The sequence below is a fragment of the Agrobacterium sp. OT33 genome, assembly GCF_017313365.1.
Taxonomy (GTDB): Bacteria; Pseudomonadota; Alphaproteobacteria; order Rhizobiales; family Rhizobiaceae; genus Agrobacterium; species Agrobacterium rhizogenes_A.
Map to the genome: position 1 here is coordinate 563519 of NZ_JAFLMZ010000001.1, position 17291 is coordinate 580809.

Annotated in this window: 16 protein-coding genes and 2 pseudogenes; 4 read left to right on the forward strand and 14 right to left on the reverse strand. The window is 59.9% G+C overall.

The genetic code is table 11. The features are described from left to right. Positions 1 to 24: 24 nt before the first annotated feature. Genes JZX88_RS02750 through JZX88_RS02760 form a run of 3 tightly spaced genes read right to left on the reverse strand, consistent with a single transcriptional unit; the run spans position 25 to position 3252 of the window. Positions 25 to 408, reverse strand: coding sequence for an MmcQ/YjbR family DNA-binding protein (locus JZX88_RS02750; protein ID WP_206912445.1), 384 nt, complete (start codon positions 406 to 408; stop codon positions 25 to 27). Next, positions 405 to 1610, reverse strand: a complete 1206-nt coding sequence (gene coaBC / locus JZX88_RS02755) for a bifunctional phosphopantothenoylcysteine decarboxylase/phosphopantothenate--cysteine ligase CoaBC (RefSeq protein WP_206912446.1) — start codon at positions 1608 to 1610, stop codon at positions 405 to 407. The genes JZX88_RS02750 and coaBC overlap by 4 nt, the downstream gene beginning before the upstream one ends. A 58-nt stretch (positions 1611 to 1668) precedes the next feature. Next, the gene (locus JZX88_RS02760) at positions 1669 to 3252 is read right to left on the reverse strand and encodes a peptide chain release factor 3 (protein WP_065114687.1); all 1584 of its coding nucleotides are present in this window, start codon (positions 3250 to 3252) and stop codon (positions 1669 to 1671) included. Positions 3253 to 3342: 90 nt separating this feature from the next. On the opposite strand from JZX88_RS02760, the gene dut reads away from it, so the two are divergent. From dut to cysK, 3 genes are all read left to right on the forward strand, one after another. Continuing rightward, positions 3343 to 3813 (forward strand): dUTP diphosphatase, encoded by a 471-nt coding sequence (dut, locus tag JZX88_RS02765; protein WP_065114686.1) that lies wholly within the window; start codon positions 3343 to 3345, stop codon positions 3811 to 3813. A gap of 145 nt (positions 3814 to 3958) precedes the next feature. Continuing rightward, positions 3959 to 4576: a LysE family translocator gene (locus tag JZX88_RS02770; RefSeq protein WP_065116107.1), complete on the forward strand. Its 618-nt coding sequence runs from the start codon at positions 3959 to 3961 to the stop codon at positions 4574 to 4576. A gap of 155 nt (positions 4577 to 4731) precedes the next feature. Next, positions 4732 to 5700, forward strand: a complete 969-nt coding sequence (gene cysK / locus JZX88_RS02775; RefSeq protein WP_065114685.1) for a cysteine synthase A — start codon at positions 4732 to 4734, stop codon at positions 5698 to 5700. A 221-nt stretch (positions 5701 to 5921) separates the two neighbouring features. On the opposite strand, the gene JZX88_RS02780 is transcribed toward cysK, so the two are convergent. The 11 genes and pseudogenes from JZX88_RS02780 to rsmI all read right to left on the reverse strand — a co-directional run bounded on the left by JZX88_RS02780 (position 5922) and on the right by rsmI (position 15788). Beyond that, positions 5922 to 7454 (reverse strand): YifB family Mg chelatase-like AAA ATPase, encoded by a 1533-nt coding sequence (locus JZX88_RS02780; RefSeq protein WP_206912447.1) that lies wholly within the window; start codon positions 7452 to 7454, stop codon positions 5922 to 5924. A gap of 181 nt (positions 7455 to 7635) precedes the next feature. After that, positions 7636 to 8595 carry a glutathione synthase gene (gene gshB, locus JZX88_RS02785; RefSeq protein WP_206912448.1) on the reverse strand — a complete coding sequence of 320 codons (960 nt, stop codon included), beginning with the start codon at positions 8593 to 8595 and terminating at the stop codon, positions 7636 to 7638. A gap of 245 nt (positions 8596 to 8840) precedes the next feature. Next, positions 8841 to 9353: a cupin domain-containing protein gene (locus tag JZX88_RS02790; RefSeq protein WP_065114683.1), complete on the reverse strand. Its 513-nt coding sequence runs from the start codon at positions 9351 to 9353 to the stop codon at positions 8841 to 8843. Between the two features lie 110 nt (positions 9354 to 9463). Next, complete coding sequence (locus JZX88_RS02795) at positions 9464 to 10564, reverse strand: sn-glycerol-3-phosphate import ATP-binding protein UgpC (protein WP_206912449.1); 1101 nt, start codon at positions 10562 to 10564, stop codon at positions 9464 to 9466. Positions 10565 to 10574: 10 nt separating this feature from the next. Beyond that, entirely contained in the window at positions 10575 to 11417 is an 843-nt protein-coding gene (ugpE, locus tag JZX88_RS02800; RefSeq protein ID WP_206912450.1) for a sn-glycerol-3-phosphate ABC transporter permease UgpE, read from the reverse strand. Positions 11418 to 11428: 11 nt separating this feature from the next. Then, positions 11429 to 12397: an ABC transporter permease subunit gene (locus JZX88_RS02805; RefSeq protein WP_174028772.1), complete on the reverse strand. Its 969-nt coding sequence runs from the start codon at positions 12395 to 12397 to the stop codon at positions 11429 to 11431. Between the two features lie 83 nt (positions 12398 to 12480). Beyond that, positions 12481 to 13779: an extracellular solute-binding protein gene (locus tag JZX88_RS02810; protein WP_065114679.1), complete on the reverse strand. Its 1299-nt coding sequence runs from the start codon at positions 13777 to 13779 to the stop codon at positions 12481 to 12483. A gap of 144 nt (positions 13780 to 13923) precedes the next feature. Then, positions 13924 to 14088 (reverse strand): annotated as a pseudogene (locus tag JZX88_RS26405) (DapH/DapD/GlmU-related protein); the annotation flags it as partial. Positions 14089 to 14310: 222 nt separating this feature from the next. Further along, a pseudogene (locus JZX88_RS26410) lies at positions 14311 to 14571 on the reverse strand (maltose acetyltransferase domain-containing protein); the annotation flags it as partial. After that, the gene (locus JZX88_RS02820; protein ID WP_206912453.1) at positions 14489 to 14857 is read right to left on the reverse strand and encodes a YraN family protein; all 369 of its coding nucleotides are present in this window, start codon (positions 14855 to 14857) and stop codon (positions 14489 to 14491) included. The gene JZX88_RS02820 and the pseudogene JZX88_RS26410, both read right to left, overlap by 83 nt. After that, positions 14847 to 15788 (reverse strand): 16S rRNA (cytidine(1402)-2'-O)-methyltransferase, encoded by a 942-nt coding sequence (gene rsmI / locus JZX88_RS02825; RefSeq protein ID WP_142855223.1) that lies wholly within the window; start codon positions 15786 to 15788, stop codon positions 14847 to 14849. The genes JZX88_RS02820 and rsmI overlap by 11 nt, the downstream gene beginning before the upstream one ends. A gap of 267 nt (positions 15789 to 16055) precedes the next feature. On the opposite strand from rsmI, the gene dnaN reads away from it, so the two are divergent. Continuing rightward, positions 16056 to 17174 (forward strand): DNA polymerase III subunit beta, encoded by a 1119-nt coding sequence (dnaN, locus tag JZX88_RS02830; protein ID WP_026363807.1) that lies wholly within the window; start codon positions 16056 to 16058, stop codon positions 17172 to 17174. The last annotated feature ends 117 nt before the right edge of the window (positions 17175 to 17291 follow it).

Here is a 17291-nt window from a genome sequence, read left to right on the forward strand (position 1 = left end):
ATAGAACACGTCCGACGCTTCCGCTTAGACTGGGCGCACGCGAGATGCGGTGTCGATCACGATGCCCAGTTCGCCCCGCAGTTTTTTTGTCAGGCCGGCGGCGACAAGCTCATAGGAACGGCGCACATAGTGCTCCAGTTCTTCCTGTTCGAGTGGAGAATGATCTGCGATCGAAACCCACTTCCGCTTGGCGAAATAGGGCGCCTGAGCGATGCCTTCGAGCGAGGTGAGGATTTCAAAACTCTCCTCCGAGCATTTCACCACCAGCCGCCAGTCCTCCCGCTCACCCAGAACGGCAAAGACCTTGTCGCCCACCTTGGCGACATGGGAATCCCATTGATCGACGAAACGCACGCCCGGCCACGCGCCCAGCACCCTGTCGAATGTCTTGCGATCAAACAGGATCATGCGAGCTTCTCCGCAACAAGGGCTGCCAGACGTTTTGCGACTTCCGCTTTATCGAGATCCGGCCAGACCTCGATGCCATCAGCCGAGATGATCTTCACGCTGTTGCGGTCTCCGCCCATGATGCCGGTCTCGGCGGAGACATCATTGGCGACGATATAATCCGCTCCCTTGCGTTCCAGCTTGGCTCGGCCGTTCTTTTCGACATCCTGCGTTTCAGCTGCAAAACCAACCACCAGCTTCGGGCGCTTTTCATGGTGACCGACGGTTTTGAGAATATCCGGATTTTCCGTCAGTTGCAGCGCCGGCGGCGCGTCCCCCGGCTGCTTCTTGATCTTCTGCCCCGACGAGCCGGCCACCCGCCAGTCGGCGACGGCGGCAACCATGACGGCGATATCCGCCGGAAGCCTTGAGATCACCGCATCGCGCATTTCTTCAGCGCGCTCGACATGGATCGTTTTGACCCCGGCGGGATCGGCGATGGCGACCGGGCCGGAGACCAGCGTGACCTCCGCCCCCAGTTCCGCGAGAGCCGCCGCAATGGCATGGCCCTGCTTGCCGGAGGAACGATTGGCGATATAACGCACCGGATCGATCGGCTCATGGGTGGGACCGGAAGTGACGATTGCCGTTCTGCCGCGCAAAGGCTTCGGGCCGCTTTGCAGCAGCGCCTCGACGGCTTCAACGATCTGCAACGGCTCCGCCATCCGACCGGGACCGGCTTCGCCCTTCTCCGCCATTTCACCCGCCATCGGGCCAATGAAAAACACGCCGTCTTTCTTCAGCGTTTCAACATTGCGGACAGTCGGCTTCGCCATCCACATTTTCGGGTTCATCGCGGGCGCGACCAGCACCCTGCGATCCGTCGCGAGAAGGACCGTGGAGGCGAGATCGTCGGCCAGTCCATGCGCCATCTTCGCCATCAGATCGGCAGTGGCGGGTGCGACCAGCACGAAATCGCAGTCGCGCGCCAGCCTGATATGACCGACATCCTGCTCATCCTGCCTTGAAAAAAGCTCGGTAAAGACATGGGTGGCGGAGAGCGCGCCGACGGCTAGCGGGGTGACGAATTCCTGCGCGCCCTTCGTCATCACCGGCGTCACCTTTGCACCGCGCTCCTTCAGGCGGCGGATGAGATCGAGGCTCTTATAAGCCGCGATGCCGCCGGAGATGATAAGAAGAATATGTTTGCCTGAAAGCGTCATGATGCCGGACCAGTTTCCCGTTTACGGGGAAACTAAGCCCTTGGCATTCAAAGTGCAATCACGCCGCCTTGGCGACGTGATATTCCTTGATCGCGACCATCTTGATCGCGGGGAAACGCTCGGATTCATACCGCAGCGAAAACGCATCCTGCGCCAGAAACACCGGATCACCATCGAGATCGCGGGCAATATCGCCGCGCTTGACGTTGAGGAACTTGTCCATTTCCGCCGGCTGATCGGAGGAAATCCAGCGGCAGACGGAGAAGCGCGACATTTCAAAGGAGACCGGCAGGCCGTATTCGCCCATCAGCCGTTCCTTCAGCACATCGAGCTGCAGCGCGCCGACGACACCGACGATGGCCGGCGAGCCGTCTTCCGGCGAAAAGAGCTGAACGACGCCCTCTTCCGCCATCTGCTGCAGGGCTTCCTTCAGCTTCTTCGCCTTCATGGCATCCTCAAGCCGCACGCGGCGCAGGATTTCCGGCGAGAAGTTCGGCACACCCTGGAAAACGAGGTTTTCCCCCTCGGTCAGCGTATCGCCGATGCGCAAGGTGCCGTGGTTCGGGATGCCCACCACGTCACCCGCAAAGGCCGTATCGGCCAGCTGGCGCTGCGAGGCGAAGAAGAACTGCGGCGCGGTGAGGCCCATCTGCTTGCCGGTGCGGGCAAGCCGTGCCTTCATTCCGCGCTCCAGCTTGCCGGAGCAGATGCGGGCGAAAGCGATGCGGTCACGATGGTTCGGGTCCATATTGGCCTGAATCTTGAAGACGAAGGCCGTCATTTTTTCTTCAGCCGCATGGACGGTGCGGGTATCCGCCACCTGATCGCGCGGCGGCGGCGCGAAGTCGCCGAGCGCGTTGATGAGGTCACGCACACCGAAATTGCGCAGCGCCGAACCGAAGAACACCGGCGTCATATGGCCCTCAAGAAAGGCTTCGCGGTCGAAGGGGCGGCAGGCTTCCAGCGCCAGTTCCGTTTCCTCGACAAAAAGCTTGCGTTCATTTTCCGGCAGGCGATCGGCAACCGCCTGCGGGCCATTGACGGGCATGGCCTCCACCTGCGTATCGACGCCACGGAAGGTGTTGTCGGCAAGATTATAGGCGCCGCAGAAGGTTTTCGCACGCCCGACCGGCCAGGTGATCGGCGCGGTATCGAGCGCCAGCTTCTCCTCGACCTCATCCAGAATCTCGAAGGGGTCGCGGCTTTCGCGGTCCATCTTGTTGATGAAGGTGATGATCGGAATATCGCGCATGCGGCAGACTTCGAAGAGCTTCAGCGTGCGCGGCTCGATACCCTTGGCGGCGTCGATAACCATGATCGCCGCATCCACCGCCGTCAGCGTGCGGTAGGTATCATCAGCGAAGTCCTCGTGGCCGGGCGTATCGAGAATATTGAAGACCCGATCATTATATTCGAAGGTCATGACCGAGGTAACGACCGAAATGCCGCGCTCGCGCTCGATCTTCATCCAGTCCGAACGGGTCTGGATGCGGTCCTTCTTCGCCTTCACCTCACCGGCAAGCTGGATCGCTCCGCCGAACAGCAGCAGTTTTTCGGTAAGCGTCGTCTTACCCGCGTCCGGGTGCGCGATAATAGCAAAGGTGCGGCGGCGGGAGACCGCCTCGGCAAGTGTTTCGGCCATCTGACAAATCCTGTGGAATTGCGGGCTATCTAGCGTTTCAGGCCCGCATTTGCAATTGACCTTGCCGCGATCTCGGCAAACTAATGCCGCATGACCGTTCAAAACGACAATCGCCCCCCTCTCCGTCTCGTCCGCCTTGCCCATGGCGCGGGCCTCGACTTGCCCTCTTATGAAACCGGCGGCGCTGCCGGCATGGACCTGCGTGCAGCGGTGCCCGCGGATGCGCCGCTGACCCTGAAGCCCGGCGAACGCACGCTGGTGCCGACCGGTTTCGTTTTCGAGGTTCCGGCCGGTTACGAGGCGCAAATCCGCCCCCGCTCCGGGCTTGCCATCAAGAACGGCATTACCTGCCTCAATTCCCCCGGCACCGTGGACAGCGATTATCGCGGCGAGGTGAAGGTCATTCTCGCCAATCTCGGTGACAGCGATTTCGTTGTCGAGCGCGGCATGCGTATCGCGCAGATGGTGATCGCACCGGTGACGCAGGTTGTCGTAAGCGAAGTGACGGAAACCTCCGCAACGGTGCGCGGCACCGGCGGTTTCGGCTCCACCGGGGTCTAACCACACCCGCCTGCCCGTCAGAACCCTCAGACCGCTTTTACGTGAGGCCAGGTTTCTGCCCGTCCGCCCGGATGGACGGGAGAGCCGATTGTTTTTGCCCGGCAATTTCGCTATGGATCTGGCAGCTTTTCCGGGAAACACGATCATGACACTGACGACCCTTTTTGCCTATGCCACCGCCCTCTTCATCGCCGCCGCCATTCCCGGCCCCGGCATGACGGCGATCGTGGCGCGGGCGCTGGGTTCGGGCTTTCGGGAAACCTTCTTCATGGGCCTCGGACTGGTGCTGGGCGACATGATCTACCTGACCGGCGTGATATTGGGACTGGCCTTCGTCGCACAAACCTTTCAGGAGGCCTTCATGGTCCTGAAATTCGCCGGCGCGGCCTATCTCCTTTATATCGCCTGGAAGCTGTGGACCGCCGGCCTGCTGCCGCAGGACCTGAAGGCAAAAAAGAGCACCAGCATGCCCATGTCCTTCCTGTCCGGCCTGCTGATCACCCTCGGCAATCCGAAAACCATGCTGTTTTATGTGGCGCTGGTGCCAACGCTGATCGACATCCGCATGATCGGGCCATCTGAATATGCGACCCTTCTCGCGCTTACTTTCGTCGTGCTGATGGCCGTTCTCCTGCCTTACATCCTGCTTGCGGCCAAGGCACGCAACCTGCTGAAGCGGCCGAGCGCCTTGACAATCCTCAACCGCACGGCGGCAGGCATTCTGGCCGGAACGGCGACCATGATCGCCATCCGCAGCACCTAAAATAATTTCGTGCATTTATCTGGTTTATCGGGAAATTTTTCCGGTGAACCCGCCATATAAGGATGAACGTTCGCTAGCCTGACAGGGCGATTGCTCCTATTCTGCCGCTCAAATATTGCGGTCACTATTCTGTGGCCTTCATACGGGAGAGCATCATGCCTGAAGCCAGAAAGCCCGGACGCGGACGCGTCTATTCCTCGATTACGGAAACTATCGGCGATACGCCGATCGTGCGGCTGGACAAGCTGGCGAAAGAAAAGGGCGTGAAGGCCAACCTGCTTGCCAAGCTGGAGTTTTTCAACCCCATCGCTTCCGTGAAGGACCGCATCGGCGTCGCCATGATCGAAGCGCTGGAAGCGCAGGGCAAGATCACCCCCGGCAAAACGACGCTGGTGGAACCGACATCAGGAAATACCGGCATTGCGCTTGCCTTCGCCGCCGCCGCCAAGGGTTACAAGCTGATCCTGACCATGCCTGAAACCATGTCGGTCGAGCGCCGGAAGATGCTGGCCCTGCTCGGCGCGGAACTGGTGCTGACCGAAGGCCCGAAGGGCATGAAGGGCGCAATCGCCAAGGCGCAGGAACTGGCCGAGACCCTGCCTGACGCGATCATTCCGCAGCAATTCGAAAACCCCGCCAATCCGGAAATTCACCGCAAGACGACCGCGGAAGAAATCTGGAACGATACCGACGGCACGGTCGATATTCTCGTTTCCGGCATCGGTACGGGTGGGACGATCACCGGCACGGGCCAGGTGCTTAAATCCCGCAAACCGGATGTGAAGGTCATTGCGGTCGAGCCCGCAGACAGCCCGGTTCTTTCCGGCGGCAACCCCGGCCCGCACAAGATTCAGGGCATCGGCGCCGGTTTTGCGCCTGCGATCCTCGACACGGGCATTTATGACGAGATCGTCACCGTGACCAATGACGAGGCTTTCGAAATCGCACGTCTGGCGGCAAGACTCGAAGGTGTGCCGGTCGGCATCTCCTCCGGCGCGGCACTGGCGGCGGCGATCAAGGTCGGCGCGCGCGAAGAAAATGCCGGCAAGAATATCGTCGTCATCGTTCCTTCCTTTGCGGAACGTTACCTTTCGACCGCGCTTTTCGAGGGTCTTGGGCTCTAACCACTCCAGTCGGTACGCGCAATGGCGAACCAAAGGAACCAATACTTCAATATGCCGCCGGCACCGCTGGCGGCATATTAGTTTTAAGGCCGCCTCGCATTCGGCCGAATTCGCGCGATGCCCTTCAAACCCTGCTTTCGCATCTGCTTATCGCAAAAAAGGGAGAGCTTTCGGGAGCATGTCTCCAAACTCTTCCAGCAGAGCGTGCAAGCATCACGGCTCTAAGCCGCTGTCCGCAGCCTCTCACCCGCGATACGGTACGAGACAGCTTCCGCTACGTGGATGCGGCCGACCGTCTGTTTTCCATCCAGATCGGCCAATGTGCGCGCGACCTTGAGAATACGGTGATAACCGCGTGCGGAAAATTTCAGCCGTTCGGCGGCATCGCGCAGCAATTGCAGTCCGGATGTATCCGGTTCGGCGTATTTTTCGATCAAAGTCGTTGTACAGCGGGCATTGGTGCGGATGGCAGGAAATCCCGCCGACGCATAACGCTCCTGCTGGGCAAGGCGCGCCCGGGCCACACGGGCCGCGACCGCCGCACTCGGCTCAGATGCAACGGGGCGGATAAGATCGGTAGCGGAAACGGCGGGAACGTCGATGCGGATATCAATACGATCCAGCAGCGGACCGGAAATACGGGCCTGATAGTCGGTCACACAGCGCGGTCCTCTGGCGCAGGTGAGACCCGGCTCTCCGGCCATGCCGCAGCGGCAGGGGTTCATGGCTGCCACGAGCTGGATTTCTGCCGGATAGCTGACGCGGTGATTGGCGCGTGCGATGATGCATTCTCCGGTTTCCAGCGGCTGACGCAGCGCATCCAGCACCTGCGGTGAAAATTCCGGGAATTCATCGAGAAAAAGAACACCGTGATGGGCAAGCGAGGCCTCGCCCGGCTTGGCGCGCAACCCACCGCCGATCAGTGCCGCCATGGTGGCGGAATGGTGCGGTGTGCGAAACGGCCTGCGGTCCGAAAGCTTGCCACCCGATAATTGGCCGGCGATGGAATGAACCATCGACACTTCCAGCAGTTCCGCCGCCTCAAGTGGCGGCAGGATGGAGGGCAGACGGGCGGCGAGCATGGATTTGCCGGAACCGGGCGGACCGACCATCAGCAGATTGTGACCGCCGGCCGCCGCCACCTCCAGCGCGCGGCGGGCGCTCTCCTGTCCTTTGATATCCGCCAGATCCGGCAAATTGACCGGATTGGCGCGGATGGCGGGTGTCGGGCGCGACAGGAGCTGGGTGCCGCGAAAATGATTGGCAAGCGCTATGAGGCTGCGCGGGGCGAGAATATCGATACCGGCACCGGCCCAGGCCGCCTCCGGCCCGCTTTCAGCCGGACAGATCAGTCCCTTGCCGAGAGCATTGGCACCCATGGCGGCCGGCAGAACGCCTGAAACCATGCCGATGGTGCCATCGAGATTGAGTTCGCCGAGAACCACATATTGGCCAAGCGCTTCCGCCGGTATGGCGCCCAAAGCGGCCATGAGGCCCAGAGCAATGGGAAGATCGAAATGCGATCCTTCCTTTGGCAGATCGGCGGGTGCGAGATTGACGGTGACTTTTTTCGCCGGCAAGGCCAGTCCCGAGGCGTGCAGGGCGGCCTGCACCCGCTCCCGGCTTTCAGCCACCGCCTTGTCCGGCAGGCCGACAATCTGGATGCCGACCTTTCCGGGCGCGACCATGACCTGCACCTCGACGGGCACACCCTCCATGCCCTGAAATGCAACCGTATTGACCCGTGCCACCATGGCCTGCCCCCGCAAACCGGCCGCACCATCAAAGCTTCATGCCCCGGCGGCCACCCACAAGCAACGTGCCACAGGACAAAGAATAAAACAAGAACATCCAGCGAACAATTTCTCGCTGGCGATGTATTTTAGTTGTATCTAGTTGTACTCGCGGAACAAAACTGGATCGGCAAGGGGCGCGTCAGAGATCCTGAGATTCGCGCTTTTTCTCGATCGCGTCCCACAACAGGCTTGCGACATCGGCGCCACCGAATTTCCGCACTTCGCGAATGCCAGTGGGCGAGGTGACGTTGATTTCCGTCATGTAGTCGCCGATCACATCGATGCCGACAAAGAGGAAACCACGCTCGCGCAAGGCCGGACCGATGCGGCGGCAGATTTCCTTTTCGCGCGGCGTCAGCTCCGTCGGTTCCGGCCGGCCGCCGGCATGCATGTTGGAACGGGCGTCATTTTCCGCCGGCACGCGGTTGATCGCGCCCACCGGCTCGCCATCCACCAGGAGAATGCGCTTGTCGCCCTTGCGGACGTCAGGCAGGTATTGCTGCGCGATGTAAGGCTCGCGGAACATCTGGCCGAACATCTCCAGCAGCGAGGAGAAATTGCGGTCGTCGCGCGCCGAATGGAAGACGCCTGCGCCGCCATTGCCATAAAGCGGCTTGAGGATGATATCGCCCATTTCATTGCGGAAGCGGGCGATTTCCGCCACATCCTTGGTGATCAGCGTCTGCGGCATCAGGTCGGCGAATTCGGTGACGAAGATCTTTTCCGGCGAGTTGCGCACCCAGGCTGGGTCGTTGACGACAAGCGTTTTGGGATGAATGCGTTCCAGCAGATGGGTCGAGGTGATGTAAGCCATGTCGAAGGGCGGATCCTGACGCAGATGGATGACATCCATGGTCGAGAGATCGACACGTTCCGGCTCAGACAGCGAAAAATGATCGCCCTTGATGTCGCGCAGTTCCATCTGCTCGACGGTGGCGTAGATCTTGCCGTCACGCATGGAAAGACGCTCTGGCGTATAGTGGAACAGCCGGTATCCGCGCGCCTGCGCCTCAAGGCTCATGGCGAAGGTGGAGTCACCGGCGATATTGATGCCGGAGACATGATCCATCTGGATCGCGACGTTCTTGATCTTCGCCATGCGCATGTTCCTCTTGCAGCATACGGACGCTTCGCCGGCCCGCCGTGCCCATTGCCTCGTCTTTTCAAGCTTCCCGGCAGGACCGGGCGAGACCCGGAAATGCTTCAGAAAACCCTGAAGATGTAGGGCAGCGGCCATTCAAAGGCAACTGCTGCAAGTGGTGCCGTGTGTGAGTTTTATTGAACCTTCACAATTCTGCCGAGGGAGCCACGCGGGCTCTCATCGGCAGCAAAATCGTCACCGGCTCAGGCCGCCAGCTTGTAGGAACTACCGGAAAACAGCTTGTTCTTGACACGATAGGCCAGGGCAAGCGCCTTGGGGAACGGACGGCGCATGAAGGCAACCTTGCGGACATAGTCATCGACCCGCCATGTGGCCCATGTTCCAGCCCGGAAATAGGCGACATCACCAACACGCAGGATGCTGACCGAACCGTCTTCGGCCGTCACATGTACTTCGCCTTCCAGAATATAGACGGTTTCGTCCCAGCCGAAGAACCAGCGGAATTCGCCCGCGGTGCAATCCCACATGGCGGTGCTGGAAGCACGGTCACCGCTTCGGGAGTGATCCGCCGCGCGCGCCTCAGGGTTGCCGGAGATGATCCAGTCCGGATTGATGGGGGCCGGCTGAAGCCGCAGATCGGTGCAGGACGCGCTGACAACGGCTTCGTCTTTTTGTCTGCGCAGATAGGCCGGCAATATCGGCACTGTGCGGATTGCCATGGTTGCAGCCGCCGCGAACATCATTTTGAACGACATATGAGAAAACCCCCGTGAAATATTGGAGGTCTTCTATCATCGGGATCGTAACAAAGCGGTTTTGACAATCGGCGCAATTTTAGCCATCGCGCCGATTTCCTGCGATACGCTCAGGCCGTAGCCAGCTGAGCGGACTGTGTGCCAACCTGTTCCGCCTTGCCGGCGATACGCTTGCCGGTTTCGCTGGAAAAGAAGTGCAGCTTCTCCGGCGCGATCGTGACCGACAGAGCGGCGGGAACATCGACATCCGGCGGGAAAGCCACCGTCAGGCTCTGGTCGCCGATCGCGCCGTGCACCAGGCGCTGTGAACCCAACTCTTCGATATAATCGACGCGGAGTGCGAAGCCCTGCTCACCCGCCGCGGCGAGGCGGAAATCCTCCGCGCGCATGCCTACCCTCACCGGCCCGGAGGCAGGCGCAAAACCATTCAGCGCAAACAGCGAAGGACCGATAGCGAGGCTGTCACCATGCAATTCGCCATCCAGCAGGTTCATGGCGGGAGAGCCGATGAAGCTGGCAACGAAGGTGGAGGCGGGCGTGTGATAGACATCGAGCGGCGCGCCGATCTGTTCAATGCGGCCGCCATTCAGTACAACAAGACGATCGGCCAGCGTCATCGCTTCCAGCTGATCGTGGGTGACGTAGATCGAGGTGGTGCCGAGGCGTTTTTGCAGGCGCTTGATCTCGCCGCGCATCGAGACGCGCAGCTTGGCATCGAGGTTGGACAAAGGCTCATCGAACAGGAAGGCCGCCGGTTTGCGCACGATGGCGCGGCCCATGGCGACACGCTGCCGCTGACCGCCGGAAAGGGCGCGCGGCTTGCGATCCAGATAGGGTTCGAGCTGCAGCATACGCGCGGCTTCAGCCACGCGCGCATCGATCTCCGCCTTTGGCGTCTTGCGGTTCTTCAGCCCGTATTCGAGGTTCTGGCGTACCGACATATGCGGGTAAAGCGCGTAATTCTGGAACACCATGGCGATATCGCGGTCGGCGGGATCGGCCTGATTGACCACCCGGTCGCCGATCTTCACCGTGCCTTCGGAAATGTCCTCAAGGCCGGCGACCATGCGCAGAAGCGTGGACTTGCCGCAGCCGGACGGGCCGACCAGAACGATGAACTCGCCGTCCCGGATATCGATATCGACGTGATGCACGGCGCGCACGCCGCCATGATAATCCTTGCAGACCTGACTGATTTCGATCGCGGCCATTTCGGTCTCCTTATTTATCGCTCTCGGTGAGGCCCTTGATGAACCAGCGCTGGAAAATCACGACGATCAGCACCGGCGGCAGCATGGCCAGAACGGCAAGTGCGAAAGCTTCGTTGTAATCGGGAATTTGCGAACCGACCCAGACCTGCAGGATCGACTTGATGCCACGCATCAGGGTGAAGAAACTCTCATCCGTCGTCATCAGCATGGGCCAGAGATACTGGTTCCAGCCATAAACGAACATGATGATGAAGATCGCCGCCATCATGGTGCGCGACAGCGGGATAATCACGTCGATGAAGAACTTGAACGGCCCTGCCCCGTCGATACGGGCGGCCTCCAGCAATTCTTCCGGAATGGATTTGAAGAACTGCCGGAAATAGAAGGTGCCCGTCGCCGAGGCGAGAAGCGGCACGATCAAGCCGGTATAGGAGTTCAACAGGCCGAGTTTGCTCATCACCTCGTAGGACGGCATGATGCGCACTTCAAGCGGCAACAGCAGCGTCGTGAAAATGATCCAGAAGGCAAGCGTCGCAAAGCGGAAGCGGAAATAGACGATCGCATAGGCCGCCGTCATCGACAGGACGATCTTGCCGACGGCAAAACCAATGCCGAGGATCAGCGAGTTGATCACCATGTTGAGGCCGGTGATCTGCCCGGTAAAGCCGCCCTTCTGGGTCAGGACCTTTTCATAGGTTTCGACGAAATTGTCGCCGGGAACGATCGCCAAGCCGCTGCGGTGAATTTCCGCCGCCGTATGCGTGGAAGTCATGAAAGCCACGACAACCGGCAATATCAGGAACAGCGCGCCTGCTATCAGCACCAGATGATCGAGGGGTTTTGTCTTGTACATCGTCTTTTCCCTCAATTGTAATGGATGCGCTTCTCGATGAAGCGGAACTGGATGATGGTGAGGACGAAGACGACCAGCATCAGAATGACGGACTGGGCCGAAGAACCGCCGATGTCATTGCCGCGGAAACCGTCGAGAAACACCTTGTAGACCAGTGTGATCGGGTTGTTGGCCGCCTTATCCTTCACCATCACGTCGATGACACCGAAGGTGTCGAACAGCGCATAGGTGATGTTGATGATCAAAAGGAAGAAGGCCGTGGGCGCCAGAAGCGGCATGATGACCGTCCAGAACCGGCGGAAGCCCGAGCGGCAGTCGATGGCGGCAGCCTCCCGGACGGAAACGGGCACGCCCTGCAGACCGGAGAGGAAGAAGATGAAATTATACGGAATCTGCTTCCAGACCGCGACCACGACCATGGCAAAGGCCGTATCGAAATAATTGAGGCCGACCTTCATGTCCCAGCCGAGGAATGCGGCCATTTTGACGAAGGGGCCGATGTGCTGGTCGAAAAACATCATGCCGATGAGGCCTGCGACCGGCGGCGCGATGGCGTAGACGGAAATCAGCAATGTCTTGTATGCCGAGCTGCCGCGAATGACCGCATCCGCCTTGACCGCCAGCAAAAGGCCGAGAGCCAGCGAAAAGAAGGTCACCAGCACGGTGAAAACAACAGTGAATTTGGCGATGTTGAGATATTCCGGATTGAATATCGCATCCGAATAATTGGCCAGGCCCACGAACGAGGCCCCGAACCCGAAAGGGTCTTCCAGATAGAACGAAGACTGGATGGCCTGAACGGAGGGCCAGTAAAAGAAGATGAAAATCACCGCAAGCTGCGGCGCCAGAAACAGATAGGGCACGAAGGACGAGGAGAACTGCACACGCTTCATGCCGGCTTCAGCGGGCTTGGCGGGCTTTCCAGCCTTTGCGGACCAGCCGGATAAAAACCGGCGCGGTTGAGACGATGTATAGGCCACGCTTGCGCCTCCTTATCCAGAAGCGAGCCTCCCTTCCATCGGAAAGGAGGCTCGACAACGATCATTGGTTTCGAAAAGATCGATCAGCCGGCCGTCTTGGCGAAACGGGCCAGAAGGTCGTTGCCTTCCTTCTCGATGATGTCGAAGGCGTCCTTCGGCGTGACTTCGCCGGAGAAGATGCGGTTATATTCGCGTTCCATGACGGCGCGGATCTGCGGGTAGAAGCCGAGGCGGTAACCCTTGGACCATTCGCCACCCGGCAGCGACAGCTGCTGGATGCCAACTTCGGCGACCGGCTTTTCCTTGTAGAAGCCTTCAGCCTTGGCCTTCTCGTAAGCAGCCTTGGTGATGGCGACGTAACCGGTTGCCTTGTGGTAGAAGACCTGGATTTCCGGCGAGGTCAGGAACTGGAAGAAGTCAGCCACGCACTTGTTTTCAGCTTCGGACTTGCCCGACATTGCAAAGAGAGCGGCGCCACCGATGAAGGAGTTGGTGCCTGCGCCCTTGATGGAGCCCCAGTAGGGAAGGAAGGTTGCCGAGAACGGCATGGTCGCCGTCTTCTGCAGGCCGCCGAACGAACCCGAAGAGCCGATCCAGAGAGCAACCTTGCCTTCTTCGAAAGGCTTCTGGTTGTCGTTCCAGCCAGCGCCGTAATAGGCGAACAGGCCCTTGTCCTTCCAGTCCTTCAGCTTGTCGAACATCATGACGAGGTTCGGGTCGGTGACCTTCAGCTTGGTGTCGCTGACGCTGTCGTAGCCATTGTTGTTGGTGGCGAACTGGATGTTGTTGCGGGAGAAGAAGTTCTCCGTGAACTGCCAGGTAAGCTGCGACTGGACGAGCGGAATGTAACCGGCTTCCTTCAGCTTCGGCGCGACCTGCTCGAACTCTTCCCAGGTCTTCGGCGCCTCGACGCCGGCCTTCTTCAGCGCTTCGTCATTGATATACATGATCGGAGCGGAGGAGTTGAACGGCATGCCGACGAACTTGCCGTCAGCGGCAGCGTAGAAATAACGCACGCCGTTGATGAAGGCTTCGCGGTCGAACTTGTAGCCGGCCTTGTTGATGAGGTCTTCCGCAGGAATGACCGCGCCCTTGGCATTGATGATGGTGGCGGCGCCGGCATCGAAAACCTGGAGGATGTTCGGCTGTTCGCCGGAGCGGAACGCGGCGATGCCGCTGGCCAGGGCTTCTTCGTAGGAGCCCTTGGAAACCGGCGTCAGTGCGCATTCCTTCTGGGCTTCGTTGAACTTCTGGGAAACTTCGTTGATGACTTCGCCGTTACGGCCACCCATGCCGTGCCACCAGGTGATGTTGGTCGCAGCCATGGAAGACGTCGCGGAAATGCTGACGGCCACCGCGGCCATGGAAATCTTCTTCAACATTACTAATTCCTCTCCACCATTTATTGGGATGAGGATGCGAATAGAGACGTTCCGTGACGCCTCTTTAACAGTTTCATGTCAGATTTGTTACAGCACCTGCTAATAGACTGCGTTGCCTCAAAAACGCATATCTCAGACGCCGCCGCGTTTTATCGGACGGGCCGGGTTTCCAACCACCGTCGCGCCCGGCGGCACATTGCGTGTCACCACCGAACCGGCGCCGACAATCGCGCCATCGCCCACGGTCACGCCCGCCAGCAGGATCGCCCCGCCGCCGATCCAGACATCCCGGCCAATCGTCACCGGCTTTGCGATTTCAATACCTTGCGCGCGCGGAACGGGGTCGAGATGGTGTTCCGCACAATAGATCTGCACGGCAGGACCGAGCATTGCGCCGTCCCCTATCATTACCTTCGCGGAATCGAGAATGACGCAGCCGGTATTGAGATAAACATTGGTGCCCAGCGTGATGTTGAAACCATAGGCGCAATGAAACGGCGCTTCGATAAATGCGCCTTCTCCGACGGAAGAGAAGAGCCCCCGCAGCAGCGGCGCGATAGTTCCGCGCTCATCCGGCGGCGCGGTATTGTGCTGGTGAACCGCCCCGCGCGCGCGCCAGCGCAGCACATCCAGCTCGGCATCCATGCAGCTGTACCATTCGCCCGCAGCCATTTTTTCCCGCTCGGTGGACATTGCCTTCCTCTTCCCCTCAAAACGCGTCGATGAAATGCTGCGGCAGACGTCGCGGCAGAATGGCGATGATATCGAAGCGCAGCGAAAACCGCGCGGCATCCTTGCGGCGGGAGAGCCAGAGATCGGCAGCCGCCCGGATACGCCGCTGCGAATGGAAGCCGACGGCATCGACCGCGCTGACGCCCGATGGCCGCGCCTTCACCTCGATGATGGCGACGAGGTCCTTCTTGCGGGCGATGAGATCGATTTCTCCCAGCCGGGTGCGATAGCGAATGGCAAGGATGCGATATCCCTTCAGCATCAGATAAAGCGCTGCCCAATATTCCGCGGCATGACCGCGCCGTTCGGCTTTCCGCCTTTTATCCCTTCGCCCGTCAGCGGCCATCCGTTTCCTTCATATCCAGCAGCCTTTGATAAAGCTCCTTGCGCGGCAAGCCCGTCAGCTTCGCCGCTTCGCCCGCGGCCCTGGCGGCGGGCATGGTGGCGACGAGATCCTTCAGAAGCTTCTCGACATCCTCGATATCGGGAATCTCGTCATAGGAGGGCGGCTCCACCAGAAGCACGATCTCACCCTTCACCACACGGTCGCCATCGTAATAATCCGCAAGCTCACCGAGCGTGCCGCGCCGGAACTCCTCGAAGGTCTTTGTCAGTTCACGGCAGACCACCGCCCGGCGGTCACGGCCGAGCACTTCCGATGCTACCCTGACGGAAGCGCCGATGCGATGTGGCGATTCAAAAAAGATCAGGGTTGCGGGGATTTTCGCCAGCTCGGCCAAACGGTCGCGCTTGCCACGATCCTTCACCGGCAGGAAACCGGCAAACAAAAAGGCGTCACTCGGCATGCCAGACCCGACGAGGGCGGCAAGCGGCGCGGAGGCACCCGGCACCGGCACAACACGGTGGCCGGCCTCAAGCGCCAGCTGACCGAGACGATAACCCGGGTCGGAAACGAGCGGCGTTCCGGCGTCCGATACCAGCGCCACGGACTTTCCGGCCTCCAGTGCGGCAATGAGCTTCGGCCCCGCTTCATTGGCATTGTGTTCGTGATAGGCGAGCGGGCGCGTGCGAATGCCGTAACGTTCGAGCAGGATGCGGGTGACGCGGGTATCCTCGCAGGCGAGAACATCGGCCGAGGCCAGCGTTTCCAGCGCGCGGATGGTGATGTCACCGAGATTGCCGATGGGAGTGGCCACAAGATAAAGCGCCGGCTCCAGCGGCCGTGCCGGAATGGTGGCCGTGCCGATCCTGAATTCCTTCGCTGCCTGTCTGGCATCGCTGTTCGATGTTTCCTGCGTCACACGGCTTCCAATCATTCTGGCCGATCATCGCCGGCCGGTCACTCCGTTTTTTTCCCCTTTATGGGCAATAGAAAACCCGCGAACAAGGTCCATGGGCGGCCCCAGCCTGTGGATCATGCTGTATAGCAGCAAAATGAGCGGAAGCAGATGCACTCGGCTCTTGCATTTTCTGCAATAACTCTGCCATTTTGCCCGTCCACATTATCCGGCTTTTTGCCGGTCAAGACTCTTCTTGCCGATCCGGCGGTGGCCGGTTCGCAACGGTTGAAAGCGGTAGCGTCCATGCGTATTACTCTTGAGCGGTCGAACCTTCTGAAATCGCTGAACCACGTCCACCGGGTCGTCGAGCGTCGCAACACGATCCCGATCCTGTCCAACGTCCTCCTGCGCGCCTCCGGCGCCAATCTGGACATGAAGGCGACCGACCTCGACCTCGAAATCACCGAAGCGACACCGGCCATGGTGGAGCAGGCGGGCGCCACCACCGTGCCGGCGCACCTGCTTTATGAAATCGTGCGCAAGCTGCCGGATGGTTCCGAGGTGCTTCTGGCGACCAACCCGGACGGCTCCTCGATGACGGTTGCCTCCGGCCGTTCGAAGTTCTCGCTGCAATGCCTGCCCGAAACGGACTTCCCCGACCTGACCGCCGGCACCTTCAGCCACACCTTCAAACTGAAGGCAACCGATCTGAAGATGCTGATCGACCGGACGCAGTTTGCGATTTCGACGGAAGAGACGCGTTATTACCTCAACGGCATTTTCTTCCACACCATCGAAAGCAATGGCGAACTGAAGCTGCGCGCCGTCGCCACCGATGGCCACCGCCTGGCGCGCGCCGATGTGGATGCGCCGTCCGGTTCAGAAGGCATGCCGGGCATCATCATCCCCCGCAAGACCGTCGGTGAATTGCAGAAGCTGATGGACAATCCGGAACTGGAAGTCACGGTTGAAGTCTCGGATGCGAAAATCCGCCTCACCATCGGCTCGGTCGTCCTGACCTCGAAGCTGATCGACGGCACCTTCCCGGATTACCAGCGCGTGATCCCGACCGGCAACGACAAGGAAATGCGTGTCGATTGCCAGACCTTCGCACAGGCCGTCGACCGCGTTTCGACCATTTCTTCCGAGCGTGGCCGTGCCGTGAAGCTGGCGCTTACCAACGGCCAGCTGACGCTGACCGTCAACAACCCGGATTCGGGAAGTGCCACGGAAGAAGTGGCCGTCGGTTATGATAATGATTCGATGGAAATCGGCTTCAACGCCAAATATCTCCTCGATATCACCTCGCAGCTTTCCGGCGACGACGCGATTTTCCTGCTGGCCGACGCCGGCTCGCCAACGCTTGTTCGCGACACTGCCGGTGATGATGCGCTCTATGTTTTGATGCCGATGCGCGTCTGAAACGGGAATTTTCCGCAAATTTCATCAAAAAAGCCGGTGAAGCGCTTCACCGGCTTTTTTGATTCGGCGATGGCGTATCTAACGCCATCAGCGAATTTTTCCAGTTACGACATTTTG